This is a genomic window from Streptomyces sp. SudanB25_2051, assembly GCF_964272635.1.
Taxonomy (GTDB): Bacteria; Actinomycetota; Actinomycetes; order Streptomycetales; family Streptomycetaceae; genus Streptomyces.
This window is the reverse complement of sequence record NZ_OZ186787.1, coordinates 5,112,178-5,137,470: the sequence shown is the minus strand read 5'-3', so window position 1 is coordinate 5,137,470 and position 25,293 is coordinate 5,112,178. Positions and strand designations below refer to the sequence as shown.

At 73.0% G+C, this 25,293-nt stretch carries 20 protein-coding genes and 1 pseudogene; 5 read left to right on the top strand and 16 right to left on the bottom strand.

Features of this window, described 5'->3' with window-relative positions; translation table 11 throughout:
• The 4 genes and pseudogenes from ACSUPT_RS23025 to ACSUPT_RS23010 all read left to right on the top strand — a co-directional run bounded on the left by ACSUPT_RS23025 (position 1) and on the right by ACSUPT_RS23010 (position 3,103).
• Positions 1-171, top strand: coding sequence for an MbtH family protein (locus tag ACSUPT_RS23025; RefSeq protein ID WP_351964977.1), 171 nt, complete (start codon positions 1-3; stop codon positions 169-171).
• Positions 172-446: 275 nt separating this feature from the next.
• A complete protein-coding gene (locus ACSUPT_RS23020) occupies positions 447-830 on the top strand; it encodes an effector-associated constant component EACC1 (RefSeq protein ID WP_436945406.1) in 384 nt (127 codons plus the stop codon).
• Positions 827-1,456 (top strand): annotated as a pseudogene (locus ACSUPT_RS23015) (caspase family protein); the annotation flags it as partial. The gene ACSUPT_RS23020 and the pseudogene ACSUPT_RS23015, both read left to right, overlap by 4 nt.
• 156 nt (positions 1,457-1,612) lie before the next feature.
• Positions 1,613-3,103 carry a PAS domain S-box protein gene (locus tag ACSUPT_RS23010; protein ID WP_436946256.1) on the top strand — a complete coding sequence of 497 codons (1,491 nt, stop codon included), beginning with the start codon at positions 1,613-1,615 and terminating at the stop codon, positions 3,101-3,103.
• Positions 3,104-3,334: 231 nt separating this feature from the next.
• Here ACSUPT_RS23010 and ACSUPT_RS23005 read toward each other — a convergent pair whose 3' ends face one another.
• The 16 genes from ACSUPT_RS23005 to ACSUPT_RS22930 form a co-directional block, all read right to left on the bottom strand.
• Positions 3,335-5,962: an RICIN domain-containing protein gene (locus tag ACSUPT_RS23005; RefSeq protein ID WP_436945405.1), complete on the bottom strand. Its 2,628-nt coding sequence runs from the start codon at positions 5,960-5,962 to the stop codon at positions 3,335-3,337.
• 115 nt (positions 5,963-6,077) lie between these two features.
• A complete protein-coding gene (locus ACSUPT_RS23000; protein WP_361662555.1) occupies positions 6,078-8,438 on the bottom strand; it encodes a non-reducing end alpha-L-arabinofuranosidase family hydrolase in 2,361 nt (786 codons plus the stop codon).
• A complete protein-coding gene (locus ACSUPT_RS22995; RefSeq protein WP_351964981.1) occupies positions 8,435-8,593 on the bottom strand; it encodes a hypothetical protein in 159 nt (52 codons plus the stop codon). The genes ACSUPT_RS23000 and ACSUPT_RS22995 overlap by 4 nt, the downstream gene beginning before the upstream one ends.
• Before the next feature lie 330 nt (positions 8,594-8,923).
• Complete coding sequence (locus ACSUPT_RS22990) at positions 8,924-10,531, bottom strand: sigma-70 family RNA polymerase sigma factor (RefSeq protein WP_436945404.1); 1,608 nt, start codon at positions 10,529-10,531, stop codon at positions 8,924-8,926.
• Positions 10,532-10,933: 402 nt separating this feature from the next.
• On the bottom strand, positions 10,934-12,052 hold the full coding sequence (gene serC / locus ACSUPT_RS22985; RefSeq protein WP_436946255.1) for a phosphoserine transaminase: 1,119 nt from the start codon (positions 12,050-12,052) through the stop codon (positions 10,934-10,936).
• Between the two features lie 11 nt (positions 12,053-12,063).
• The gene (locus ACSUPT_RS22980; protein WP_436945403.1) at positions 12,064-12,909 is read right to left on the bottom strand and encodes a cysteine hydrolase family protein; all 846 of its coding nucleotides are present in this window, start codon (positions 12,907-12,909) and stop codon (positions 12,064-12,066) included.
• Positions 12,906-13,787, bottom strand: a complete 882-nt coding sequence (locus ACSUPT_RS22975; protein ID WP_436945402.1) for a class I SAM-dependent methyltransferase — start codon at positions 13,785-13,787, stop codon at positions 12,906-12,908. Before ACSUPT_RS22975 ends, ACSUPT_RS22980 begins: the two co-directional genes overlap by 4 nt.
• Before the next feature lie 69 nt (positions 13,788-13,856).
• Positions 13,857-15,119, bottom strand: a complete 1,263-nt coding sequence (locus ACSUPT_RS22970) for an ATP-grasp domain-containing protein (protein WP_351964985.1) — start codon at positions 15,117-15,119, stop codon at positions 13,857-13,859.
• Position 15,120: 1 nt separating this feature from the next.
• A complete protein-coding gene (locus ACSUPT_RS22965) occupies positions 15,121-16,461 on the bottom strand; it encodes an MFS transporter (protein ID WP_404148527.1) in 1,341 nt (446 codons plus the stop codon).
• Positions 16,462-16,664: 203 nt separating this feature from the next.
• A complete protein-coding gene (locus ACSUPT_RS22960; protein ID WP_365724338.1) occupies positions 16,665-17,939 on the bottom strand; it encodes an ATP-grasp domain-containing protein in 1,275 nt (424 codons plus the stop codon).
• A 66-nt stretch (positions 17,940-18,005) separates the two neighbouring features.
• A complete protein-coding gene (locus ACSUPT_RS22955; protein WP_351964988.1) occupies positions 18,006-18,767 on the bottom strand; it encodes an iron-containing redox enzyme family protein in 762 nt (253 codons plus the stop codon).
• A 28-nt stretch (positions 18,768-18,795) separates the two neighbouring features.
• Positions 18,796-19,794, bottom strand: a complete 999-nt coding sequence (sbnB, locus tag ACSUPT_RS22950) for a 2,3-diaminopropionate biosynthesis protein SbnB (protein ID WP_436945401.1) — start codon at positions 19,792-19,794, stop codon at positions 18,796-18,798.
• Positions 19,787-20,824, bottom strand: coding sequence for a pyridoxal-phosphate dependent enzyme (locus ACSUPT_RS22945; protein WP_361662531.1), 1,038 nt, complete (start codon positions 20,822-20,824; stop codon positions 19,787-19,789). Before ACSUPT_RS22945 ends, sbnB begins: the two co-directional genes overlap by 8 nt.
• Entirely contained in the window at positions 20,821-21,981 is a 1,161-nt protein-coding gene (locus tag ACSUPT_RS22940) for a PLP-dependent transferase (RefSeq protein WP_436945400.1), read from the bottom strand. The genes ACSUPT_RS22945 and ACSUPT_RS22940 overlap by 4 nt, the downstream gene beginning before the upstream one ends.
• 54 nt (positions 21,982-22,035) lie before the next feature.
• On the bottom strand, positions 22,036-23,268 hold the full coding sequence (gene lysA, locus ACSUPT_RS22935) for a diaminopimelate decarboxylase (RefSeq protein ID WP_403498393.1): 1,233 nt from the start codon (positions 23,266-23,268) through the stop codon (positions 22,036-22,038).
• A 183-nt stretch (positions 23,269-23,451) separates the two neighbouring features.
• On the bottom strand, positions 23,452-24,078 hold the full coding sequence (locus ACSUPT_RS22930) for a LysE family translocator (RefSeq protein WP_351964992.1): 627 nt from the start codon (positions 24,076-24,078) through the stop codon (positions 23,452-23,454).
• Between the two features lie 221 nt (positions 24,079-24,299).
• Between ACSUPT_RS22930 and ACSUPT_RS22925 the strand changes: the two genes are divergently transcribed.
• A complete protein-coding gene (locus tag ACSUPT_RS22925) occupies positions 24,300-25,262 on the top strand; it encodes a response regulator transcription factor (RefSeq protein WP_436945399.1) in 963 nt (320 codons plus the stop codon).
• The last annotated feature ends 31 nt before the right edge of the window (positions 25,263-25,293 follow it).

Sequence of the window (25,293 nt, the reverse complement as noted above, 5' to 3'; positions counted from 1 at the left end):
ATGACCAACCCCTTCGACAGCGAGGACCGCACGTACGTCGTCCTCCGCAACGACCGCGCCGAGCACTCCCTGTGGCCGGTCGGCATCGAGGTCCCCGACGGCTGGACGGTCGTCCACGAGGAGGACTCCCGCGCGTCCTGCCTCACCTGGATCGAGGCACACGCGTCCTGACCCGCGCCGCCGCCCGGCGGCCCGGCTCCGGCTCCGGCTCCGGCTCCGGGTGACCGGTACCGCGGCCGGCACGAGACCACGCCCCCGGAGGACCTGGAGCCCTCCGGGGGCACCGGCCGGTCCCCCTCGTCCAGGACCCTGGCCCCTCCCCCGCACCCGCGCGACGCGTCGCCGGAACCCTCACAGGCCCCTCCGCCACGTCCGGATCGCCCTGGCCGCCCACCGGCGCACCGCGATTCCGCGTGCCGGTTCCGCGCGAGCCCTAAGCTGACCGTATGACCATCATCACCGTGGGCGCGGCGGGCGACGCGGCCGCCGCCGAGGCGGAACTGCGGTCCCTCGCGGCCTGGTTGGAAGCGGACCGGACGGTACGGCGGCATGTCCGGAGCGCGTTGGGGAGCTCGCTCGCACCCGTGCCCGGACAGCAGGGCGACGGGATCGACCTCCTCTCCCTCGTCCTCAGCAGCGGTCTCGGCGCCGCCTCGCTCGCCGCGGCCATCGCCTCCTGGCGGTCCACCCGCAGGCCGCCGCCGACGCTCGTCGTGCGGCGGCCCGACGGCACCCGCGTCGAGATCAGCGGGCACAGCCGGGAGGAGGCGGAGAGGCTGATGCGCTCCCTCCTGGACGACTGCGAGGGCACGGGGGGTCCGGCGGCTTGACCGCGTTACCCGACCCGGAGCGGACCCGGGTCCTGCTGATCGGGGCGAGCGGGTTCACCTCCCTGGCCGCCCTGCCGGCCGTGGCGGGCAATCTCGCCCTGCTGCGCGACCTGTTCACGGACCTGTGGGGGCTGCCGCCCGGTCATGTCACCGTCGTCGCGAACCCCTCCGTGCCCCGCGACGTGTCGCGGGCCGTCCAGGAGACCGTCGACGCGGCCACCGACACCCTGCTCGTCTACTACGCGGGGCACGGCCTTCTCGATCCCCGTACCGGGAAGCTCCACCTGGCCACCGAGACGAGCGACCCCACATCCGTCCACGACACCGCCACGCCCTACGAGTGGATCCGCTGGCCGGTCGAGAAGAGCCCCGCCACGCGCCGGATCGTCGTCCTGGACTGCTGCTACAGCGCACGGGCCTTCGGGGTCCAGTCGGCCGCCGCCGCCCTGGAGGTGGACGGCACCTACCTCCTCGCCGCCTCAGCCGAGACGGCCGTGGCGCTCTCGCCGCCGGACGAGCCGCTGACCGCCTTCACCGGCGAGCTGGTCACGCTGATGCAGGAGGGCGTGCCGGGCGGGCCCGAGTACCTGGACCTCGACACGCTCTTCACCCGGCTCCGCACGCGCCTGGTCACCCGCGACCGGCCGGAGCCGCAGCGGCTGTGCCGCAACCAGCTCGGTCAGGCGCCCTTCATCCGCAACGCCGCCTACACCCCGCCTCCCGAACCGGCCCTCCTCACCGGCCCGCCCCAGGCTCCGGAGCCCCCGCGGACCGACCAGGCCATCGCCGGGGTCTACACGGCCCGCAGCCTGGCCGACACGCTCCAGGCCATCGCCGACGCGGCCGTCTCCGGATTCGGCTACGAGCTGGCCTGCGTCAACTTCGTCCGCCCCGACGGAGACCTCGTCGTCGCCGCCCTGGCGGGCAACCCCGCCGCCGAGGCGCTGATCACCGGACGGGTCGGCTCCCGGGCCTCCTGGGAGCGCCGGCTGGGCATGGGCGAGGACTGGTCGGGGCTGCGGTTCATCCCCCACACGGAAGGGTGGGTCCTCGACGACGACGACGTGCCGCAGTTCCACACCGCGGGCCCCGCGCCCGTGGGCGAGGACGGGTGGCACCCCGGCGACCGGCTCCTGGCGCCGATGTACTCGCCGCACGGCGAGCTGATCGGCGTGATCTCCGTGGACCGCCCGAGGGACGGCCGCCGGCCGGGCGTCCGGGCGCGTGAGGCACTGCGCACGTACGCCTTCCACTCGGCCATAGCCATCAGCATGGCGCGGCTGCGGGCGGACATGCAGCGGGCGCTGGTGCGGCTGGAGCGCGAGCAGACGGCCCTGCGCACCAGCGAGGAGTCGTTCCGGCACGCCTTCGAGTACGCGCCGAACGGAGCCGCCGTCACGGATCTGGGGGGCGACAACCACGGGCGGCTGCTGCGCGTCAACGACGCGCTGTGCCGGCTCCTCGGGCGGCCCCAGTCCGTGCTGCGCCGCTACTCCTTCAGCGACCTCGTCCACCCGGAGGATGTCGGCGTCCTGCTCCGCACCACCGCCGAGGGCGGCAGCGCCGAGCTGCGGCTCGCCCGCCGCGACGGCACGTACGTCTGGGTCTCGATGTCCAACTCCGTCGTCGCCGACACCGCCGACGGGCCCCGTTTCCTCCTCACCCATGTCATCGACATGGACAAGCGGAAACAGCGCGAGACCGAGCTGGAGCGCCGGGCGGCCCACGACGAACTCACCGGCCTTTACACGGAGTCGGAGCTGCGGATCCGCCTGGCCCGCTCACTGTGCGGCACACCGGACGCGGCCCCCGGGGCGGGCGATCCCCACGGCCTCGCACCGTACCCGTCCCACCGGCACCGGGGCCTGCCGATCGGCCCGTACCCCACGCTGGCCGTGCTGCGCTTGGGCGTCGACGGGTTCAAGCCGTACAACACGCGCCACGGCCGGGACGCCGGGGACGCCGCGCTCGTGGAGATCGCCGGCCGGCTCCGGCGCGAGCTGGACCGCGAACCGCGTCACGGAGGACTCCGGGAGCCCCCGGTCGTCGCCCGGATCCGGGGGGACGAGTTCGTCGCCCTCGTCCCGGACCTGGACACGGCTCGCGCCGAGGCCCTGGTGGAGCGACTGCGCCAGGCCGTCCGCACCGGCCCCCTGGAGGTGACCGGCATCCTGTGCTGGGCGACCTGCGGGACGACCGCCTACCAGGTGCTGAGGCGCTCGGGAGAGCTCCTCCACGCCAGAAAGCTCCTCCCCGCCCCCTCCCCGATGTGACGGACTGCCACCCGCCCCCGCCCGGATGCGACGGACGGATCACCCGCCCCGCCCGGATGCGACGGACGGATCACCCGCCCCGCCCGGATGTGCCGGACGGATCACCCGCCCGCGCGCCCCGGCCGGGGTCGTCCACGGCGGAAGGCCGCCCTCCGGCCGGTGGCGCACCGGTCGGGAGGGCGGCCTTCCCTTGCGGACGGCCCGTCCGCGCGGACGTCACACGCGCGTCGGTCAGGACGGGTCGCCGTACTGGAGGCCCCGGCCGTTGGTGCCGACGTAGACGCGGCCGTAGGTGTCGGGGTCGCCGGTGACGACGCCGACGCCGCCGATGGCGCCCCACTGGTGGGCGTCGTCGTTGACGCGGAGCCAGGTGGCGCCCTTGTCGGTGGAGCGGAAGACGCCGGTGACGTCCTTGACCGTGCCGATCAGGTACAGCGCCTGGTAGGAGGCACCGGGTGCGGCCTTTCCGAAGCCGAGGGCGGCGGCGGACCGCACCGTGGTGAGCGGGGTGAAGGTGCGGCCGCCGTCGGTGGAGTGCAGGAGCCCCTTGGCGCCGCCGGCGATCCACAGGTCCCCGGCGACGCCGGGGACGGCCGCGAGACGGCCTGCGGGCAGGTTCCGGGCGCGGGCGGTGAAGGTCGCGCCGCCGTCGGTGCTGGCGTGGAGCGTGCCGCCGGACAGGGAGTAGAACGTCCGGGCCGAGGAGCGGTCGGCGACGACGACGGCGTCGGTGCCCAGGCCGACGGCCTTCGACCAGCTCGCGCCCTTGTCGGTCGAGCGGTACGGGGCCTGGCCGGCCTGGGTCCAGACGATGACGGAGCCGTCCGCCGCGAGCGCGACACGGCCGTCGCGGGCGCCGGCCACCGGCTCCGACCTGAAGCCGCGCCAGCTGCGGCCGCCGTCGGCGGAGTAGGCGCCGTCCTGCGCGCCGCCACGGCCGACCCGGACCATCACCGAGGGGTCCCCCTGGGCGAAGTCGATGTCGGTGCTGTTGGTCATCACCGGGTTGTCCAGCCGCCCGGCGGGCACCCTGGTCAGGTCCTCGTGGCGGAAGCCGCCCTGGTCGCCCATCGCGGTGATGACGGTGGCGCCGCCGGGCGGGGCGATCGCGTCCATCAGCGCGGTCTCCTCCAGGCCGCGGGCGCCGACGCTCCAGTGGCTGGTGCCGCCGCTGTCGGTGGCGTCGGCGTCCCTGCTGCGCCAGATGCCGTTGCCGGTGCCGTACAGCACGTGCCCGGAGTCGAAGGGGTCGATGGCCAGGGCGGTCATCCAGTGCCCGGTGTGGGTGCCGATGTACGGGGCGGCGGAGGCGTCGCGCACCGACTTCCCGGCCAGCGCCTTCCAGGTCGCGCCGCCGTCGGTGCTGCGGTAGATCTCGTCCTCCGGCCACCAGCGGCCGAGGGTGGTGACCATCACCGTGGACGGCTTGCGCGGATCGACGGCCAGGCCGGAGAAGCCGTAGGCGCCCCGGGACGGGGAGATCTCCTTCCACGCCCCGCGGGCCGGGTCGTGCTTCCACACCGAGCCGGCCGTCACGCCGTTGGGGCCGGGGTTGTCGGTGTACGACAGGTACAGCGAGCCGTCCGGGGAGACCACCCCGTGCTGCGGCAGTTGGCCGGTGGGCTGCCCGGGCACGGCCCGCCAGGTGGCGCCGCCGTCGGTGGAGCGGTAGAGGGAGGTGGACCTGTCCGCGACGCCGACGTAGACGGTGCCGCTGCCGGCGGGGCCGTACGTGACGAAGGAGATGCCCGCGCCGCTGCCCGCCCCGTCCTTCACGGGGAACGAGGACACCTGCCGCCATGTCGCCCCGTGGTCGGTGCTGCGCCACAGGCCGTTCCGGCGGGTGCCCAGCAGCAGGACGCGGTGGTCGGACGGGTCGATCACGAGCCGCTCCCCCGCCCCGCGGCCGTCCTCGTTGGCGCCGACCTTGAAGGGCAGGTCGGTGCGCTGGAAGGTCCGGCCCCGGTCGGTGGAGCGCAGGATCGCGCCGTTGCCGGCCCACTCGTTGGTGTAGGTACCGGCCGAGAGGTAGAGCCGCCCGGGATCGACGGGATCGGTGGCCACCCCGTCGATGCCCAGGAGGTTCCAGTCCTTCTCCCCCACCCAGTCGGTCAGCGGCACCCACTGCTCGGCGCCGGCGTCCCAGCGGTACGCGCCGCCCATGTCGGTCCGCGCGTACAGCAGGCCCCGCTCCCGGGGGTTGAACACCAGCCCGGTGACGTAACCGCCACCGACCACCTGGGCGTTCCTCCACCGGTACGGTCCGGCCGCGGCCGCCGCCTGGCCCTCCGTCACCTTCACCAGCCGCCACTGCTGGTTGGTGCTGCCCCGGCCGGGGTACTGGATGATCGCCGCGCCCTGGGCGGTGGAGCCTCCGGAGACGTCCAGCACCAGGCCGCTGGCGCGGGAGGTGAAGGTGACGGCGCCGGTACCGCCGACCGCGTCGATCCGCCACTCCTGGGAGGGCGAGGGGCTGTCGGTCTGCTGCTCGGCGACGGCCGACCGGGCGGTCGAGCCGCCCGCTATGCCCAGCACCTTGCCGCTGTTGCGGTTCACCAGCTCGTAATGGCCGTTCCCGGTGGGGCGCAGCCGCCACTGCTGGTTGGCGGTGTTCTGGTCGGTCCACTGCTGGATGCGGGTGCCGTCGGCGGTGGAGAACGCGTTGACGTCCATCACCTTGCCGCTGCGCACGGAGACGAGCCGGTAGTAGGCGTCGCCGTCGACCGTCGCGGCCTGCGAGTCGTCCTGGGTGAACAGGAGGTACGGCACGGCGGCGGCGGGCACCGCGAGCAGCAGGGCGGTGGCGCTCCAGCGGCGGCGGTGCCGGCCTCGGCGCCGGCCGCGGGTGGGGTGGTTCATGGGGGATGTGCTCCTTGCGTGTCGCCGTGGACGGGCGCTCGGCGCGCCGCACGGCTGCGTGTCGGACCGCGGACGGCGCTCGCGCGCCGCACGGTCGCGTGGGGGGGCGGGCGGCTCAGCGCCGCAGGGTGAGGAGACCCGGCCGGTACGGCAGCTGGTCGTACGGGCCGCCCGCCTGCGGGGACTTGCCCTGGTAGAGGAACTGCAGGTTGCACGGGTCGACGGTCATCGTCTGATCGGGGCCTGTGCGGATCAGATCACCGTGGCTGATGTCGTCGGTCCAGGTGGCTCCGCTGTTGGCCTTGCCCGCGAAGGGGTTGTTCTCGGTGGCGGCCTGCGGGGTCCACGCACCGCTCAGGCTGGTGGCGGTGAAGGAGCGGAAGTAGCGCTGCTCGTTCGCGCCGCGGGCCTCGACGATCATCAGGTACTGGTTCTGGCCCTTGACCTTGTAGACCTGCGGTGCCTCGAACAGGTTCTTGGCCGTGTCGCTCATGACCGTCGTGTACGACGAGCCGAAGGTGCCGGGGAAGTCGCCGATCGGCATGGCCGCCCGGTAGATCTTGCCGTTGTCCCCGGCGAAGAAGAGGTACATGTTCTTCTCGTCGCCGATCAGGGTCTGGTCGATCGGGCCGGTGACGGAGTCGGGGAGGGTGCCGGTGAAGAGCGGCCGCGGCGCGGACCAGCCGTTGGGGTCGGTCGGGTCGCTCGACGTGCGGTAGCTGAAGGGCGACGCCCCCCACTGGTACGCCAGCACCCAGATCTTCTTGGGCGCGAAGTAGAACAGCGTGGGCGCCACCGCGTTCTGGTTCATCCGGCGCTGCCCGGCCGACGCCATGTCCGGCCAGTCGGTGAACGGGCTGAACGCCATCGACCCGTAGGTGGTCCCGGACGCGCTCGACGCGTAGACCAGGTGCTTGCCGCCCACCGTCACATGGGTGAAGTCCTTCAGCGCCGCCCACCCGTTCGACGGCTGCGCGAGCGGACCGGTCGAACTCCACTTGTACGTCGAGGGAAGGGCGCACGCCGTGGCGCCGCCCGGAGCGGACGGGGCCGTCCACTTCTGGTTGCCGACGGACGCGCAGGTGTGCAGCTGGATCGTGGTGCCGTTCGCGGTGGCCGCGCCGACGGCGTCGAGGCACAGGCCGGACTGGACGCCGGTGATCGTGCCGTTCGCGTGGACGTCCCACTTCTGGTTGGTGCCGCCGTTGCAGTCCCAGACGACCACCGGGGTGCCGTTGGCGGTGCCCTTGCCCCTGGCGTCCAGGCACTTGGAACCGTGGATCCTCAGCTCCTTGGCGGCGGTGCGGGTCCAGCGCTGGTTGGCCTGTCCGCCGCAGTCCCACAGCTGCGCCCGGGCGCCGTTGGCCGTGGCCGAGCCGGGGATGTCGAGGCAGCGGCCGGAGGCGACGCCCTTGATCTCGCCGGTACCGGCGGCGGGTGGGGTCGGGGTGGTGCCCGACCCGGAGCCGAGGGCCTTCATGACCGCGGCGTACGCGGGCTTGGGCTTGCCGTCGCCGTCGAACAGCAGGGGCTTCTCGTCGCTGCGCCAGGAGTCGCTGTCGCGGACGCCCCACACCGTGATGCCGGTGCAGCGGGCGACCGACAGGCAGGCGTTGACCGCGTTCGCGTAGTGGGTGGGTGACGCCTGGGCGATGTCCAGCTCCGTGATCTGGACGTCGACGCCGAGCGCGGCGAAGTTGGCGAGGGTGGTCCTGAAGCTCGCCGGGGGGCCGCCCGCGCCGAAGTGGCTCTGGAGGCCGACGCAGTCGATGGGCACGCCGCGGGACGTGAAGTCCTTGACCATGCGGTAGACGCCCTGGGTCTTGGCGTCCGACCAGTTCTCGATGTTGTAGTCGTTGTAGCAGAGCTTGGCCGAGGGGTCGGCGGCGCGGGCGGTGCGGAAGGCCTCCTCGATGAAGCCGTCGCCGAGGACCTTCTGGAAGACGGAGTCGCGGAGCCGGCCGCTCCCGCCGTCGGCGAACGCCTCGTTGACCACGTCCCAGGCGTAGATCTTGCCCTTGTAGCGGGACATCTGGGTGGTGATGTGGTGGTTCATGACGCTGCGCAGCGTGCCCGCGTCGCGGATGGCCTTGACCCAGGCGGGGAGCTGCGAGTGCCAGACCGTGGTGTGGCCGCGCAGGCGCTGGCCCCGCTCCAGGGCGCGGTTGACGATCCGGTCGGCGGGGCCGAACCGGAAGTCGCCGCGGGACGGCTCGACGGCGTCCCACTTCATCTCGTTCTCCGGGGTGATCATGTTGAACTCCCGGTCCGCGATCGCGGTGTACGCCGGGTCGCCGAGCCGGCCCGCGGCCACGGCGGTGCCGAAGTACCTGCCCGAGGGGGCCGCCTGGGTACCCAGGCCCGCGGCCCCGGCGGAGCTGGGCAGGAACGTCACGACGCCGGCCACCAGCGCCGTGGCGGCGAGCCCCGTCGTCAGTGCCCGGCGGCGCCGGGGCAGTCGGTGCAGGCCCTTCATGATTCTCCTCGGGGGTGGCGGCGGGTCGTGCCGGGTGCCGTGATCGTGTGCGCGTCGGCCGGGGCGGCCTGGTCCGCCGCGGGGCGGGCCGGGTGCGGGACGCGTATCCGTTCCCGCGCACCGGTCGCCGCGGGACCGGCGGTGTGTCGGGTCATGGGAGTGCTTTCTCCAGGGGACAGGTCGCGGGGATGCCCGGTGACCCGCCGCGTCGACGCGTCGACGTGAGCGGCGGGAAGGGAACCCCTGAAGTGGAGGCTCGGCGACCCGCGGGCCCGTAACGGAAAATCCGCGCCGTCCGGGCGATTGCCCAGGTGACGCATCTCGCAGGCGGAAAGCGTTATGCCGGTCCCCGCCGTCTGGTCGCGCTTGGCCGAAGGGCGCACCACACCGCTGCCGGTGGCGGACAGGCGCTCAGCGTGAGGCGGTGTGCGGCGGCGTGCGGAGGGCGGCCCGGTCCGCGGCCGCAGCTGAACGGGGAGCGGTTGTCAGGCCCAGGGCCCGCGGACGACGAAGGAGGCCTGCCCGGCGAGGGCCGGCGTGCCGTCGAAGCCGTCGAGCCAGAGGCCGCCGTCGCGGTGGCGGATGACCGATCCGGGGTAGTTGTGCGCGTGCAGGGTCACGGACCCGGCGGCCGTCCCGGGGCGCGGGCAGAAGGTGGCGTCCTCCCGGAAGAGTGCGCTGCCGTCGTCGGCGCTCAGGCGGAGCCGCAGGTAGTGGTGGCGGAGGTACCGGCCGTCCGTGGCGCGGAAGGTGACGCACCCGGTGTCCGCCAGCCCCCTGACGACCGTGAAGGTGACCCGTCGCCGTACGGGCTCGCCGCTGGACGGGCCGACGGGGCCGAGCGCCGCGAAGTCGCCGTCATACGTGATGAACAGGCCCGGCCGGTCCACGGACTCCAGGGACCGCGCGCCCAGCGGGACCGTGCCCGTGGCGGTGGACGGACCCGCCGGGGACGGCGCGGCCTGCGGCGCGGTGGGCGCGGTCGTGGGCGACGGTATCGGCGTGGGGGTGCCGGCCGGGGGCGCACCGGCCGCGGGCGCGCCGGCCGAGGGAGTGCCGCCCGTGGGAGCGGCGGTGACTCCGGGCGCCCGGGGCGCCGGTTCGGGCCAGGCCGCGTAGGTGGCCGCCCCGGCGATGAGCACCGCTCCGGCGGTGAGGCCCACCACCGGATGGGCGGTCACCGCGTGGAGCTTGCCGAGCAGCGAGCCGTGCAGACCGCCGCCCCCCGCCGACGCGCCGGCGGCGACGGGCGCCGCGGCCAGCCCGGCGGCGCTCGCGGCCGTACCCGACAGCAGGCCCTTGGCGGTCAGTGCGGCGACGAGCGCCGCGGGGACGGCCAGCGGGGCGACCCCGATGAGCAGGAGCTCGGCCGGGACCCGCCGCGTCGCCGCTTCGCTGCAGACCGGGCAGTCGCGGGTGTGCCGCGCGATCCGCTTGCGCCACACGGAGGTACGCGCACCGTCCCAGCCGGCGACGGTCTCCTCCAGCCGCGGGCAGCGCGGGTCCGCCTCCAGAGCGGCGACGATCGTCCGGCTCAGGTCCAGTTGCTCGCGCATGCGCTGCAGGCGCACCCCGGCGTGGGCGACGCCGAGCCCCGTCGCGTCGGCGATGTCCTGACGGCTCAGCAGGCCGGCGCACTCCTGCCACCACAGCGACAGCAGCGTCCGGTGGTCCGGGTCGAGCCACCGGGCGGCTTCGACGACCTGGCGGCGTTCGTCCGACAGGTGCAGGCGCAGGATGGTCACGTCCTCCGGCGCGGCGCCTGCGTTCGGGACCCGGAGGGCGTCGTCGATGACCGTGGTCCGGTCGGCGAGGGTGCGCTGCCGGTGCCAGTGGGTGTTGATCTGGCGGAGCGTGATGGACACCAGCCAGGAGCGGAAGCTCTCCGGGGCACGCAGGTCGGGCAGGTCGCGCACCGCGCGCAGCAGGGTCTCCTGGACGACGTCGTCCACGTCGGCGTGGCCGCCGAGCGCCCGCCCGACGATGTTGTAGAGCAGCGGCAGGTACGCGGCGATCAGCTTCTCGCGCGCCCGGTCGTCACCGGCCTGCGCCGCGACGACCAGCTTCGCGTGGTCCGCGTCCATGAGCCCCATTCCCACCCCTTCAGGGGAGCGATCCGCCGAGTACGGCGGCATACCTTAGCCGTGGCGAAGGCATACGGCCCAAGCGCGGCCGGAACCACGGCGGCAAGCGCGGCCTGCCGCCGCCGTGATGCCGTACCGGTCGGGGAGGGCGGCTCCGTACCGCTGACGGCCCGTCACATCACTTGCGCGCGTGTGCCGTCCGGGTCATCGCGGCGCCGGGACATCGCCCGCGACGCCCGCACCGCACCAACCGCACAGCGGCAAGAACCGCAGGTCAGGGGCTCCTCTCACCGGCTCCGGCAGCGCCGCGCGCTGCGGGGAGCGCCCGACGGCGGCCCGGCTCCTCTCCCGGCGCGGAAGGGGGGCCCGGCGCGGTGCCGGGCCCCCCTCATCCGTTGTCGGCGCGCGTGGTCACAGGCGTTCGATGACGTGGTCGACGCAAGCCGTCAGCGCCTCGACGTCCGCCGGGTCGACCGCCGGGAACATCGCGATGCGCAGCTGGTTGCGGCCCAGCTTGCGGTACGGCTCGGTGTCCACGATGCCGTTGGCGCGCAGCGCCTCGGCGACCGCGGCCGCGTCGATTCCGTCCGCGAAGTCGATCGTGCCGATGACCTGCGAGCGCTTCGCCGGGTCGGTGACGAACGGGCTCGCGTACGCGGACTTCTCGGCCCAGCCGTACAGCGCCCGCGAGGACTCCTCCGTCCGGGCCACGGCCCAGTCGAGACCGCCCTGGCCGTTGATCCACTTCAGCTGCTCGTTCAGCAGGAAGAGGGTCGCCAGGGCCGGGGTGTTGTACGTCTGGTTCTTCAGCGAGTTGTCGATCGCCGTCGGCAGGCTGAAGAACTCCGGGATGTGGCGGCCGGACGCGTGGATCCGCTGCGCCCGCTCCAGGGCGGCCGGGGAGAACACGGCCAGCCACAGGCCGCCGTCGGCGGCGAAGGACTTCTGCGGGGCGAAGTAGTAGACGTCCGTCTCGGTGATGTCGACCGGCAGGCCGCCGGCGCCGGAGGTGGCGTCGACCAGAACGAGCGCGCCCTCGTCGGCACCCGCGACCCGCTTCAGCGGGGCGGCGACACCGGTGGAGGTCTCGTTGTGCGTGTACGCGTAGACGTCGGCGCCCGCCTCGGCCGCCGGCTCCGGGTGGGTGCCCGGGTCGGAGGAGATCACGGTCGGCTCGGCCAGCCACGGGGCCGCCTTCGCGGCCTTCGCGAACTTGGACGAGAACTCGCCGAAGGCGAGGTGCTGCGACTTGTTCTCGATCAGGCCGTGGGTCGCGATGTCCCAGAAGGCGGTCGATCCGCCGTTGCCGAGGATCACCTCGTAGCCCTCGGGCAGCGAGAAGAGGTCACGGACGCCGGCACGCACCTCGCCGACCAGGTTCCTGACCGGGGCCTGGCGGTGGGAGGTGCCGAGGAGGGAGGCGCCGGTGGCGGCCAGGGCGTCCAGCGCCTCCGTACGGACCTTGGAGGGGCCCGCGCCGAAACGGCCGTCGGCGGGCGTGATGTCAGCGGGAATCCGGATGTCGGCCACGGTGTGATCCTTCACGGTTCGGACGGTGCGGAGGTGGGGCGGACCGGGGTGGAGCCCCCGCTGTCCGCCGCGGCGGCGGTCGAGTCGCCTACGGCCGCGAGGAGGTCCGCTCCCCGGGCGACGAAGCCGAAGCAGCGCTCGACGTTGTAGAGGGTGGCGCGGAGGCAGAATTCGGGTGAGGTGGTGGCGACGCCGTCCTCCAGGAGAACCGCGTCGTAGCCGAGGCACGCCGCGTCGGTGAGCGTGGCGAGGACGCACTGGTCCGCGTTGACCCCGGCGAACAGCAGGGTGTCCACGCGGAGGTTGCGCAGCACGGAGTCCAGGGGTGTGTCGAAGAAGCCGCTCATCCGCTGCTTGGTGACATGGAAGTCGCCGGGCTCCGGCTCCAGCCCGTCCACCAGCGCGGCGCCCCAGCTGCCCTCCTCCAGGACGCGGGTGCCCGTCGTGGGGAGCAGGGAGCCGACACCGCCGCCCTCGCCGGCGATGTCGTAGGCGTGCAGCACGTTCGGGGGGATGTTGGCCCGGTCGGGGCGGCTGGCCCAGGTGAGCCAGATGACCGGGACGTCGGCGGTGCGCAGCTTCGAGACCGTCGTGGCGAGCGTGGGGATGAGCCGGTCGACGCCCGAGACGTCCAGCCCGATGGATGCGAGCCACCCCTGGGGCGAGCAGAAGTCGTTCTGCATGTCGACGACGATCAGTGCGGTGCGGGCGAGATCGAGGGTCAGGTGCTGAGGAGCGGCGGGGATACTCACCGGGCGGGGTGCGCGCACGGGACGCGTCAGGTCGACGTGCCGGCCCGACGCCCGCCAGCTGTTGCGCTCCGTCGGGCCGAGCAGGCGCATGACGTCGCTGCTCACGGGCGCGTCGCCGGTGCGTGGTTGTGCGTGTGGGGACGGGCCGGCACCGCGGTTCCGTCGGGGGAGGCGGTCACCGCGCAGAGCAGCTGCACCTCGCCGCGCCGCCACAGCGTGCCGACCTCCGCGAACCCGGCGGCCCGCAGAGCGGTGCGGTGGTCCTCGGCCGCGGCCGACAGGTCGCTGTGGTGCTCCCCGTCGAACCCCTGCCGCTTCCGCTCGGCCACCGCCTCGGCGAGGGCCGGCTCGGCCAGCACCCGCTCCCACCAGTCGTACCAGCCCTCGCCGTGCCCGGCGGCGAGCCGGCGGGCCTTCTCCCGGGTGAGCAGGGCCCGGTCGAGGCGGGCCAGCGTCGGCGCCGCGTCCTGGTCGCGTTCCAGCTCGTCGCAGTTGACCAGGACACCGCCGGGCCGCAGCATTTCCGCCGCGGCCGTGTACACCGAGGTCAGCACCGACGGGTCCAGCCAGTGGAGGGCGGTGCTGCTCACCACGGCGTCGACCGGCCGCTCCAGGCCCAGGCGGTCCACCCAGTCGGCCCGGCGCAGGTCCGCCGCGACGAACCGCAGGCCGCGCACGTCGCCGTAGGCGCCCCGGCCCAGGGCGATGAGCACGGGGTCGGCGTCGACGGAGACGACGGTGGCGTCCGGCAGGCGCCGCAGCAGACGCGCCCCGATCGAGCCGGGCCCGCAGCCCAGGTCGACGACCAGGGGGTCGGGGCGCCCGGCGCTCTCCTGGACGACGTCGATCAGTGCGTCGAAGAGGGCCTCCCGCTCGGGGAGGAATTCCTCCTGCTGCCGGTCCCAGCGCTGCGTCCAGTGCCGGGCGGTCCGCCGGTCGGCGCCGGTGCCGGCGGACCGCTCCTCGGAGGGGGTGGTGGGCATGCGGGTTCCTAACGTGTGACGGGACGTGGGACGAGCGGGCGACGGGTGGCGGGGAGCGCGCCGGCCGCGTTACTCCGGGCTCAGGTCGGTGACGTCGTAGAACGACGGGCCGTCCAGGTAGCGGATCGTGTTGGCGTCCCGCAGGACGGTCTCCTCGCTGTCGTGCACCAGCACGGCGATCGCGGGGTAGCTCAGGTCGTCCACCGTGGGCCGGATCCGTTGTCCGGGCGCCACGGCGACCCGGAATTCGTGGAAGCTCTCGAGTGCGCGCACCCGTTCCAGGTGCGGGTAGCCGCGCAGGGTGCCGGTGAACGGGGACACCAGGCCGACGAACGCGCAGTGCAGGGCACGCGGGTCGTCGTCCTCGTGCCGCGCCAGGAACCGCTCGGGGTCCAGATAGGCGTCGACCGTCCAGTCGAGCTGCGAGGAGCCGCGGGCGAGTCGCGCGTAGTGGGGGAGGTCGGCACCGCCTATCCGGGCGCCCGCCTCCACCAGAACGGGCCCGGAGGCGGTGATCTTGATCTCGACGTGGGCGGGGCCGTGCCGGATGCCGAGCGCGTCCAGGACCTCGCCGGCGTACGCGGTCAGCCGGTCCTGCGTCTCGCCCCGGCGCGGCATCAGGTACACGCTGTCGGAGAGGTCGGCCACACCGTTGGCCGTGATCCGGGTGGTGCGCCAGATTTCGCAGACCCGGTGGACGCCGTCCCGGCTGACCGTGTTCACCATGTACTCGGTGCCGCGCAGGTACTCCTGGGCCACGGCGGCGGTGTTGCGTTCGGAGAAGACGTTCTCGGAGCCGATGACCGCGCGGACGGCAGCCGCCGACTCCTCGGGGGTGTCGCAGAAGTGGACGCCGTTGCCCGCCGCGCTGCGCAGCGGCTTGACGACGACCCGGCCGCCCACCGCACCGTGCCAGGCGCGCACCGCCTCCTCGTCGGTCACGAGCGCTTGCCGCGCGGCGGCCACCCCGGCCCGTCCGACCGTCTCGATCATCACGTACTTGTCGCGGCGCGCGGCGCTCAGCGCGGTGCCGTTGGTGGGGAGGCCCAGCAGCTCGCTGAGCGCGTCCGCCAGCTCCACGCCGATCTCCCCGCCGGGGAGCACGGCGACGGGCCGGTGGGCCGCGACCGCGCGGGCCGTGGCGGCGAGGTCCCCCCGGTGGACGATGTTGTCCCGGTAGGAGGACAGGTCGAACGGCCCCCGGTAGGCGGCCGGGACCTCCGGGGTGCTCTGCACCCGCACCACGGCCGCGCCGTGTCGCAGGAACGCGTCGACCAGGGTCTTCGACAGCCCGTAGGAGTCGACGACGCACACGAGAGGAGTGGCGGGCATGTCAGCCTTTCTGCGAGGGGAGGGGACGGGCCCGGCCGGTCAGGGCCGCGAGGACGTGGCAGGCCAGGGCCACCAGGGCTGCCGCCGCGCCGACCGCGAGGAAGCCGCCCGCCGGTCCGGCCGCGGCCGACGCCAGGCCGGCCAGGGGTGCGCCGAGGGCGTTGCCGCCGGCCACGGCGGCCCCGTAGAGGCCCAGCAGCCGGCCCCGGGTCCGCTCGGTGGCCGCCGCGGTGCAGGCCGCGGCGGTCACCGCGAACGACACGGCCGCCAGCATCGCGGCCGGGGCGACGGCGACGAGCAGGACGCGCCAGTCGCCGGCCAGGCCCAGGGGTGCGGTGACCAGGCCGAGCAGCAGGAGCGTGACGGCGGGGCGGGGCGTGACGGCGAGGGTGCCGGACAGCAGGCCGCCCAGGACCGCGTAGAGCCCGCACACCGCGATGAGCAGCCCCACCCACGGCACGGCTCCCTGCGCGCGGCACAGACCGATCAGGGACAGCTCGAAGCCGGAGGAGACCGTGCCGGTGGCGAAGGCACAGGCGAGCGCCGATCCCGCGGCGGTGACCGGGGCGACCGGCGCACCGGTCGCCCGGATCCTGCCGTCCGCACCGGCCGGACCCACCTCCTCCGCTCCGCCGGCCGGATCGTCCCGCTCCCCCGGGGCCGGGCGGTCCGGTACGGGCCCGGGGTCCGGGGCGGGCGCCGGCCGGGACGGCTGTGCGGAGCGCAGGGCGAAGGCGGCCAGCGCCAGGCCCAGGGCGACGCCGAGGAGGCGGCACGCCGTCGCCGGTGACGCCTGCGTGGAGAGGAGGGCCCCCAGGGCCGGTCCGGCCAGATAGGAGAGCTGGCTCGTGACCGTGTCCAGCGCGAACGCCGCCTGCCGGTGCTCCGGCGCCGTCCGCGCGGCCAGCACCATCCGCGTCAGCGTGGAACCGGGCACCAGCAGCAGCCCGGAGGCCAGGGCGGCGCAGAGCAGCGCGGGATAGGGGAGCCGGTCCGCCGTCGTCCAGAAGGCGACCTGCGCCAGGGCGCTGACGGCGAGGACCGGCCGCATCGACCACCGGTCCATGGCCCACCCCAGGAGGGGTGCTCCCGCCATCACGCCCGCCATCCACGCCCCGGCGACGAGTCCGGCGGCCCCCAGGGAGCGGTGCAGACCCAGGGAGACCTGCAAGGACAGGACCAGCGGTATCGCGATGACGGGCAGTTTGACGAGGAGACCCGTCACGAGGGTGGTCCGCATGCCGGGCACCGCCAGCAGCAGCCGGTACCGCGACCGGCCCGTCGTCACGCCCGACGCCCGGCGCCCCAGGGCGGTGCGGAGCTCAGAGGGGAGTCGCGCCATGGTCCCTGGCATCCACCGGTGTACGGCGCCGCCGCGGCGCCGACGGGTCGGGCGAACCGATGTCCGGCGCGCCCGGCCGGCGCCCCCGCGGGGCGGGTCCCGCGGGCTGCGCCCGGGAAGGACGGGGCCGCGCCTCGGCGGGCCGTGTGCCGCTGCGACGGGGCAGCGGCGCGGTGAAGACGTCCATTGGCTGTCCCCCGCGTTCAGTCGGCGAGCATGTCGGCGTAGAGGTGCGGTTCCAGGGCCCGCAGGGCCTCGTAGTCCTCCTCGATGCGCTCGGGATCGGGGGAGATCAGATACAGGTTGCCGGGACAGGTGGCCAAGTTGACCGTCCGCTCCAGGTAGGGCACGGAGTCCAGGGTGGTGTCGAGCCCGTGGAACGTGGGCAGCGCCCGGATGCCGCTGAGGTCGGGCGCGCGGACGACCTTCCCCTCGACGGGGCTCAGCAGGTACACGTGGCGCGCGTGCAGCCGGGGTTCGGGCCGCGGCCTGCGGATCGCGTGCGCGAAACCGTCGGGGTCGAGGTAGCTGAGCGGCAGCAGGGAGTTCTGGCTGCGCCCGCACACCGTGTACACGGCTCCGGGGTCGCAGGCTCCCTCGACCCGGGCGCCGGTCTCGATCAGCACGGGCCCGTCGGGGGTCATCATGATCTCGCTGTGCGCGGTGCCGTTGTCGATGCCGAGCGCTCGGAGCACGCCGAACAGGTAGGCGGCGAGCGGCTCGTACTCGGCCTCGTCCGGGTGGACGAGGTCGGAGTACGTGCACACGGCGGTGGCACCGACCATGCGGCGGTGCATCCGCCACACGTCGGTCACATGATGCCGCCCGCGGGAGCTGACCGAGTTGACGGTGTACTCGACGCCGCCCGTGTGCAGGATGTCCTGCTGGACCAGGAGCTCGTCGTTGGACCGCCCGAAGAGGCTGACGCTGCCGAGCAGTTCGGCGAAGGCGGAGCGCACCTCGTCCGCCGATGCGCAGAACCGCACGCCCTCGGCCGACGTGCCGGCCAGCGGCTTGACGACGACCCGGCCGTCGGAGCGGGTGCCGTACCACTCCAGGGCCTCGGCGACGTCCCCCGTCCGGCAGTGCGGGATCGCGGCGAGGCCGTCGCGGGTCAGGGCCTCGGCCATGCGGTACTTGTCCCGGCGGGCCCCGGCCGTCCGCGGCGCCATCGCGGGGACGCCGGGGAAGTGCGGGGCCAGCCGGTCGGCCAGCGCGACACCGGACTCGCCGCCGGGGACCACGCAGGCGACCTCGTACGCCGACAGGCCTCGCAGCAGTGCGTCGAAGCCGTCGGCTTCCTCCAGGGTCAGCAGGAAGTCCCCGGGACGGAACGACTCCCGCCAGAACGCCGAGTCGCTCTCCTCGGACAGGACGGCCACGCAGCGCAGGCCGAGCCCGTTGAAGAGCTGCGCCAGTCTGGTGCCGGCCCGCAGGGGGTCGACAAGGACGACGACGGATCGAGGTACGGCGGTCATGGCTCAGCCTCTTGTCGGAGTGGGTCGGCGGCGAGTCGGGCGGGGCGATGGTGCGGGGGCGTGCGGTCAGGCGGTCGTGGCGCCGACGGCGTCCGCCAGCTCCTGCCAGAAGTCGGCGAGCAGCCCGAGGTAGCTGGTGAAACCGTGCTCCAGGGCGGCGAGGTCCTCCTCGTCGCGGCAGAGCGCCGCGGAGCTGGACACGGCGTGCAGCTTGTGTTCCTTCTCGGCCGCGCCGATGTGGATGTAGAAGAACTCGCAGTGCTCGTGGAACTCCTCGAGCGCGAAGTGGTGCAGGTAGTTGCGGGCGCCCTCGTACAGGTAGACCAGCTGGGCATACGCGTGCCACTCCTGGGCCAGCAGGGCGCCGCAGCCGACCCGGACGTTCTCGTGGCCGAACAGGGCGGCGCCCTGCTCCACCAGTCGCCGGGTGGCGGGCAGGACGGTGGGGTCGATGTCGTCGAAGTCGACTTCGTGGCCGCGGATCCGGGAAAGCAGGGCGGAGAAGAAGTTCTTCAGCAGGACGGTGTGCGCCTTGGCCGGGTCACCGTTGCCCATCTCGTCGTTGATGTTCTCGACGGTCTCGGAGCGGGCCGCCACGTCGTCCGGCGACATGCGCAGGAAGACCAGGGCCAGCCGGTTCACGGTGGGCGAGACCTGGGCGTAGAAGTTGCGGGCGACGGTCTCGACCTGCTCCGCGGACAGTTCGGTGGAACGCCACAGGTCGTAGAAGGCGTTGTTGAGAGCCGGGTGGCGGTACACCGACTCGGCGAGAGCGAGGACGTGCTTCTCGGCGGTGTGGGCGTCGAGCGGCGTCGCGGCGGTGGTCATGGATGTCCTTTCACGGGTGCGGGAGAAGTCACCAGCGGCTGGTCTCGCCGAAGAATCCGGGGACGGGCAGCAGCCGGCCCGCCTCCCCGGCCCGCTGGTACAGGTGGTGGCCGACGGCGAGGTCGAGGACGCCGAGCCCGAACGGCGAGAAGACGACGGCCCGTCCGGGGTCCGGAGCGCAGCGGCCGAGCAGTACGTCGGCCAGTGTCCCGGCGATGAAGGAGCGGTCCCCGGTCAGCTGTTCGGCGAGGTGCGGCGAGGTGTCGGCCTTGAGGCAGTGCTCGATGTCGTCCACGACGTTCTGCGCGGTGAGCAGCAGCCCGGGCGCCAGGTCGCGCAGGGAGACGTTGAGGATCACCTGGCCGGGGCGCAGCGTGTGGCCCTCGCCGATGTGGGGGCGCAGCGCGGTGGTGGCCAGCACCACGAGGTCGCAGCCGAGGGCCTCGCGCAGGTCCCCCGCACGGCTGGACGCGCCGTGCGTCCGGGCGAGGTGTCCGGTCAACGCCGCGGCGGAGACGTCGTCACGGTCGTGGACGGTCACATCGGTCAGGGGGACGCCGGTGGCCGCGAGGTACTGGCAGATCGTCCGGGCGATGACCCCGGCACCGATGACGCCGACCGTGGCCGGTGCCGCGGCGCCGAGGGCGGTGGCCGCGAGGGCGGCGGATGCCGCGGTCCGGGCGGCGCTGATGCCCGCGGACTCCAGCAGGGCGAAGGGGTGGCCGGTGCGGTAGTCGTTGAGGACGAGCACGGCCGAGGCCCGTGGCAGGCCCTCGGCGACGTTGGCCGGAAAGCTGCTGATCCACTTGATGCCGGCGACTTCCCTGGTGCCGCCCAGGTAGGCGGGGAGCGCGATGATGCGGGAGTCCGGCTTGTCGGGGAATCGCAGGAAGTAGCTGTCCGGGTTGACGGTGTCGCCCGCATCGTGGGCGAGGTACGCCTCCCGCACCCACTCGACGACCTCGGTCTCCCGGCCGGCGAGCAGCTCGGCCACGGCCCGCCCGGGCAGGACGGAGAATTCACGCATGTCTGGTTCCCCTCCGGGGGCTGATCGGCACGGCCGGGGCGTTCGGGCGGTCGCTGCGTGGCGTGGGGCCGTGGAGCACCGCGGGGCCGAACGTGCGGGTCACCCAGTCGTCGTCGTACACGGTGTCGAGGTAGCGCTCGCCGAGGTCCGGGGCGATCACCAGGACGCGGGCACCGTCCCCGATCCGCCGGCGCAGCTCGGACACCGCGTGCAGGGCCGTCCCGGTGGAGGCCCCCGGCAGGAGGCCGTATGCGCGGGCCACCCGCCGGCAGGTGCGGACCGTGTCGCTCTCGGCGACCTCGATCTTGGCGAACGATCCGTCGTCGGCGAAGAGTTCGGGTCTGCGGCTGGTGCCGAGGCCCGGCAGCCGCCGCGGTGCGCCGCGGCCGCCGAACGTGACCGAACCCGCCGCGTCGACGGCGACCAGGCGGGTCGGCAGGGCCTGCTCGCGAACGGCGGCGAGGCAGCCCATCAGCGTGCCGGTGCTGCCCACGCCGACGAAGAGCCAGTCCGGGACGCCGAAACCGTCGAGGATCTCCCCCATGGTGTCGCGCCGGTGGGCGCGTGCGCCGGCCGGGTCCCGGTACTGGTTGAGCCAGACGGTCTCCGGGTGGGCGAGCAGGTGGCGCTCGATGAACTCGATCCGCGAGTGCAGGTAGCCGCCGTTGGCGTCCTGCCGGGTCACCACCACCACCTCGGCCCCGAGCGCCCTCATGTGCCGGATGTTCTGGGCCTGGGTGTTGGGGTCGGTGACCAGGGTGAGGGGGTGGCGCTGGGCCGCGCACACCATGGCGAGCGCGATGCCCAGGTTCCCTGAGGTGGACTCGATGAGCGGCGCCCCGGCCCTCAGCCGCCCCTCGGCGCGGGCGGAGGCGACCATCTCCCGGGCGGTCTTGAGCTTGATCGAGCCCGCCGGGTTGAGCGCCTCCAGTTTGAGGGTGGTGGTGAAGCCCGGGCAGAAGCCCGGCAGGGTGAGGAAGGGCCGGGCGGGTCCCGCGTCGTACGGCCTGTCGCAGACGGCGGTGTTCACCGGGCCGGCGACAGCGCCTGGTCCAGGTCGTCGATCACGGCCTGGGTGTCGTTGCTGTAGCCGAGCGCGAGGCGGACGGTGCCGCGCGGCACGCCGATGCTCCGCAGCTCCTCGTCGGAGTACTCGAAGTAGGTGAAGAAGGTGCTCTGCTCCACCAGGGTGTGCGGCGCGCCGAAGTTGGAGGCCATGAAGGGGACCTTGAGCCGGTCGACGACCTCGGCCGTCTCGGCCTCGCTCATGTCGAGTTCGAAGGTGATGACGCCGCCGTAGCCGTTGAGGTACTGCTGGGCCAGCTTGAAGTGCGGGTGGCTCTCCAGACCGTTGTAGTACACCCGGTCGACCCGCGGGTGGTTCTCCAGGTAGCGGGCCACCTCCAGGCCCATGGCGTTCACGCGCTCCATGCGGAGTTTCAGGGTGTAGAGGCTGCGGCGCAGCAGGAAGGCGGTGTTGCCGTCCATGATCGGGCCGGTGGTGTCGCGGTACCAGCGCAGCTTGTCGATGAGGTCCTGCCGGCCCGACGCGACGCCCGCCACGATGTCTCCGTGCCCGCTGAGGTACTTGGTCGCGCTGAACAGGACCAGGTCCACGCCCCACTGGAGGGCGTAGAAGTTCGGCGGCGGCGAGAACGAGCTGTCGAGGGTGACGATCACCTCCGGCCCCAGCGCCTCGCGTATCCGCGCCACGTCGATGAGGTACATGTGCGGGGAGGACGGCATCTCCAGGTGGACGAGCTTGATCCGGCCCTGGAGGGACCGCACGTTCTCGATGAACTCCTCGGGGTCCCGGATGGAGAACTCGTGCACCGTGACACCGAACTTGGGCAGGATGTGGTGGAAGACGTTGCGCACCTGGCGGTACGACTCCGACGGCAGGACGACCTCGTCGCCGGCCTCCAGCAGCGCGAGGAACGCCGTCGTGTGCGCGGCCATGCCGGAGGCGAACACCAGCGACGCGTCGGCTCCGCTCAGCCCGGTGAGCAGGTTCTCCACCTCGACCCACGTCGGGTTGGAGTAGCGGCCGTAGCGGCCGGCCGGGACCGACCGGTCGTGCAGGCCGGACTTCACGTGTGCGGCGTCGTGGAAGTAGTAGGAGGCGCTCTGGTAGGTGGGCGACTCGATGCTGTTGCGGAAGACGTCGTCGGGACGAAGCTTCGTCACTTTTGCTCCTGTTTCCGGGTGGCTTGGGATGCGCGGCGGGCGTTGCCTGGTTGATCAGCCCATGTCGAGGCGCAGGAGGTCGTCGATGGTCTCCCGGCGGACGATCTCCCGTGACGTGCCGTCGACGACGGCGACCACGGGCGGCCGGGGGACGTGGTTGTAGTTGTGGGCCAGGCTGCGGCAGTAGGCGCCGGTGCCCGGCACGGCGAGCAGGTCGCCCGGGCGGACGTCGGAGGGCAGCTGGTCGTCGCGTACGACGACGTCGCCCGCGTCGCAGTGCTTGCCCACCACCCGCACCAGCTGCGGCGGGGCGTCCGAGGCACGGCCGGCCAGGCGGACCGAGTAGGTGGCGTCGTACAGGGCCGTGCGTACGTTGTCGCTCATGCCGCCGTCGACGGCGACGAACGTGCGGATGCCCTCACGGTGCTTGACCGTGCCCACCGTGTACAAGGTGACGCCGGAGGGGCCCGCGATGGCCCGTCCCGGCTCGATCGCCAGCCGGGGCACGTCGACGCCGAGGGCGGCGCACTCCTTCGCCACCAGCGTGCGCAGGATGTCGGCCATCTCCTCCGGCTCGGTGGGCTCGTCCCCGGGCGTGTACGCGATGCCGAAGCCACCGCCGAGGTCGAGTTCGGGGAGGTCGGCGCCTTCGCGGACGAACTGCGCCCGCAGTTCCAGCAGTCGCTTGGCGGCGGCCTCGAAGCCCGTCGTGCCGAGGATCTGGGAGCCGATGTGGCTGTGCAGTCCGCGCAGCTCCAGCACTCCGTCGGCGAGCACCCGGCGCACGGCGGCGCCGGCCTCCCCGCTCACCAGGGAGAAGCCGAACTTCTGGTCCTCGTGCGCGGTGGCGATGTGGGCGTGGGTGTCGGCGCGCACGCCGACCGTGACGCGGAGCAGGACGCGGGGGCGCGCGCCGGGGAAGCGGGGCACCAGGTCGCCGAGCCGGTCGAGTTCGGCGAAGGAGTCGACGACGATGCGGCCCACACCGTACTCGAGCGCGGCGGCGAGTTCCTCGGTGGACTTGTTGTTGCCGTGCATAAGAATGCGGTCCGGCGGAAATCCGACCGCCTTGGCGAAGGCCAGTTCACCTGCGGTGCACACGTCCAGGCTGAGGCCTTCCTCTTCAGCCATACGGGCCGTGGCGCGACTGAGGAAAGCCTTTCCGGCATAGTAGACGTCGAAGTCTTCGAACGCCTTGCGGAAGCGTGCGCAACGCCTCCTGAAATCCGTCTCGTCGAATACGTAGACCGGCGTTCCATGACGTTCGGCGATTTCCGTGGCGGACATACCGCCGAGCATGAGGACGCCTTTCTCGTTCTCGGCGGCGGTACTGGGCCATATGCCGGACGACAGGGAGAGCCGGTCGGCGGCGGCGATGGGGCGGGACTGCGGTTCGGACACGGCGACCCTCCGGTCGTGCGACATGGTGGAGCGGAGCTGCGGACGGGGCCCGGGGGGCGGAGCGACGACTCAGATGTCGAGGGCCAGGACGCCGGCCAGGGCGAACATGACGACTCCGCACCCGATGTTGACCTGGCGGGTCAGTCGCCGGTTGGTGACGAAGCGCTCGGCGAGGGCCCCGCTGGCCAGGCCGACGGCGGCGTCGGCGATGAACCCGATGGCCACGAAAATGCAGCCCAGGGCGAGGAGTTGGGCGGGTACGGGCCAGCCGGAGTTCGAGGTGAACTGAGGCAGGAAGGCCACATAGAAGACGATGACCTTGGGGTTGGCGAGGTTGACGAGCATCGCGCGGTAGGCGATGCGCCCGTACCCCTGAGGCGCCCGCTCGGCGTTCACCGCCATGTCGGACTTGTCGCGGATGATCGACACACCCAGGTAGATCAGGTAGCCGAGCCCGATCACCTTGAAAGCCGACAGGAGCACCGGGTAACGGGAGACGATGAGCGACACGCCGAAAGCGCAGAGCACCGCGTGCGCCAGCATGCCGGCCGCGACACCCGCCGCGGCCGAGACGCCACCGCGGCGCCCCTGCGACACACCGAACGACATGACGTAGAGCATGTCCGGTCCGGGAGTGAAGCAGACGATTGCGGCCGCGGCCAGGAAGGAAAGGAACGACGCACTCTGGACATCCATGACAGGCTGCTGCTCCGCACCTTCTATATGGCGGCGTGTTTTCCACCGCACACCTTCCCTGCAGACGTCTCAAGCTTGCCATCGAAGATCGGGACGAGAAGCGTTTCGATGCATACTTATTAGGCAAGCGCAGATTCGGACGGATGAACAAAATGGACATTGCACATGATCACGCTCTATCAGACCTTTCTCGTGCAGAAAAGGCGCTGTACACCTTTGCCGTGGAGCACGCCGATGTGAGCCGTGACGAGCTGCCACGGATCGACGGCGCGGGCGGGCAGGACATGGCGGAAGCCTTTCGCGGCCTCGTGGAGCGCCGGCTGCTCCTGCCGGTGGGCACCGACGGGCGGCGCTACGCCGCGGCCGCCCCCGACGCCGCGGTGGAGGCCCTCATACGTCCCGTCCTCCAGCAGGCGCGCAGGGCCCAGGACGCCGCCGACCGACTGCGCCGCGAGCTCGTGCCCGTCTACGAGGGCGCCCTGGAACGGCGGCTGCGCCAGCCCGTCCTCGAAGAGCTGCCCGATGTCACCAGCGTGCGCCGGGCGTTGGACCGGTTCGCCGCCGAGGCCAAGCACGAGGTGCTCACCTCCCAGCCGGGGGGCGGCCGCAGGGAGGAGGTGCTGCGCGAGGCCATGGACCGCACCGAGGGGATGCTCAAGCGCGGCGTCCGGATGCGCACGCTGTACCAGCACACCGCGCAGTACCACCCCAACACCACCGCCTACGTGGAGATCGTGAGCGCCCTCGGGGCGGAGGTGCGCACACTGGGCGAGGGGTTCATGCGGATGCTGGCGTTCGACGGCGAGATCGTCGTCATCGAGCAGAAGGGCAACCCCGAAGCGGCGCTGGTGGTCCGCGCGCCGAGCGTGGTCTCGTTCGCGGTGGCCGCCTTCGAGCTGATGTGGCTGCGGGCGGATCCGTTCCCGCTCAATCTCAGCCGGGCACAGGCCATCCAGGTCTCCGACAAGACGAAGGAGGACATCATCCGGCTGCTGGTCCAGGGCGAGTCGGACAAGGTCATCGCCCGGCGCATGGGGATGACCGTGCGGACCTGCCAGCGCCACATCGCGAAGATCATGGAGCGGATCGGCGCCAAGAGCCGGGTGCACGCGGGCTATCTGCTGCGCGAGCACGAAGGGAACCTGAGCTTTTCGGACGGCCCCGATACGGGGGCGGACGACTGAATCGAGCGGATACCTGAATCCGCGGCTGACG

Coding starts and splice junctions, on each gene's coding strand:
- ACSUPT_RS23025 (WP_351964977.1), top strand. CDS start 1: ATGACCAACCCCTTCGACAGCGAGGACCGCACGTACGTCGTCCTCCGC.
- ACSUPT_RS23020 (WP_436945406.1), top strand. CDS start 447: ATGACCATCATCACCGTGGGCGCGGCGGGCGACGCGGCCGCCGCCGAG.
- ACSUPT_RS23005 (WP_436945405.1), bottom strand. CDS start 5,962: ATGAACCACCCCACCCGCGGCCGGCGCCGAGGCCGGCACCGCCGCCGC.
- ACSUPT_RS23000 (WP_361662555.1), bottom strand. CDS start 8,438: ATGAAGGGCCTGCACCGACTGCCCCGGCGCCGCCGGGCACTGACGACG.
- ACSUPT_RS22995 (WP_351964981.1), bottom strand. CDS start 8,593: ATGACCCGACACACCGCCGGTCCCGCGGCGACCGGTGCGCGGGAACGG.
- ACSUPT_RS22990 (WP_436945404.1), bottom strand. CDS start 10,531: ATGGGGCTCATGGACGCGGACCACGCGAAGCTGGTCGTCGCGGCGCAG.
- ACSUPT_RS22975 (WP_436945402.1), bottom strand. CDS start 13,787: ATGCCCACCACCCCCTCCGAGGAGCGGTCCGCCGGCACCGGCGCCGAC.
- ACSUPT_RS22970 (WP_351964985.1), bottom strand. CDS start 15,119: ATGCCCGCCACTCCTCTCGTGTGCGTCGTCGACTCCTACGGGCTGTCG.
- ACSUPT_RS22965 (WP_404148527.1), bottom strand. CDS start 16,461: ATGGCGCGACTCCCCTCTGAGCTCCGCACCGCCCTGGGGCGCCGGGCG.
- ACSUPT_RS22960 (WP_365724338.1), bottom strand. CDS start 17,939: ATGACCGCCGTACCTCGATCCGTCGTCGTCCTTGTCGACCCCCTGCGG.
- ACSUPT_RS22955 (WP_351964988.1), bottom strand. CDS start 18,767: ATGACCACCGCCGCGACGCCGCTCGACGCCCACACCGCCGAGAAGCAC.
- sbnB (WP_436945401.1), bottom strand. CDS start 19,794: ATGCGTGAATTCTCCGTCCTGCCCGGGCGGGCCGTGGCCGAGCTGCTC.
- lysA (WP_403498393.1), bottom strand. CDS start 23,268: ATGTCCGCCACGGAAATCGCCGAACGTCATGGAACGCCGGTCTACGTA.
- ACSUPT_RS22930 (WP_351964992.1), bottom strand. CDS start 24,078: ATGGATGTCCAGAGTGCGTCGTTCCTTTCCTTCCTGGCCGCGGCCGCA.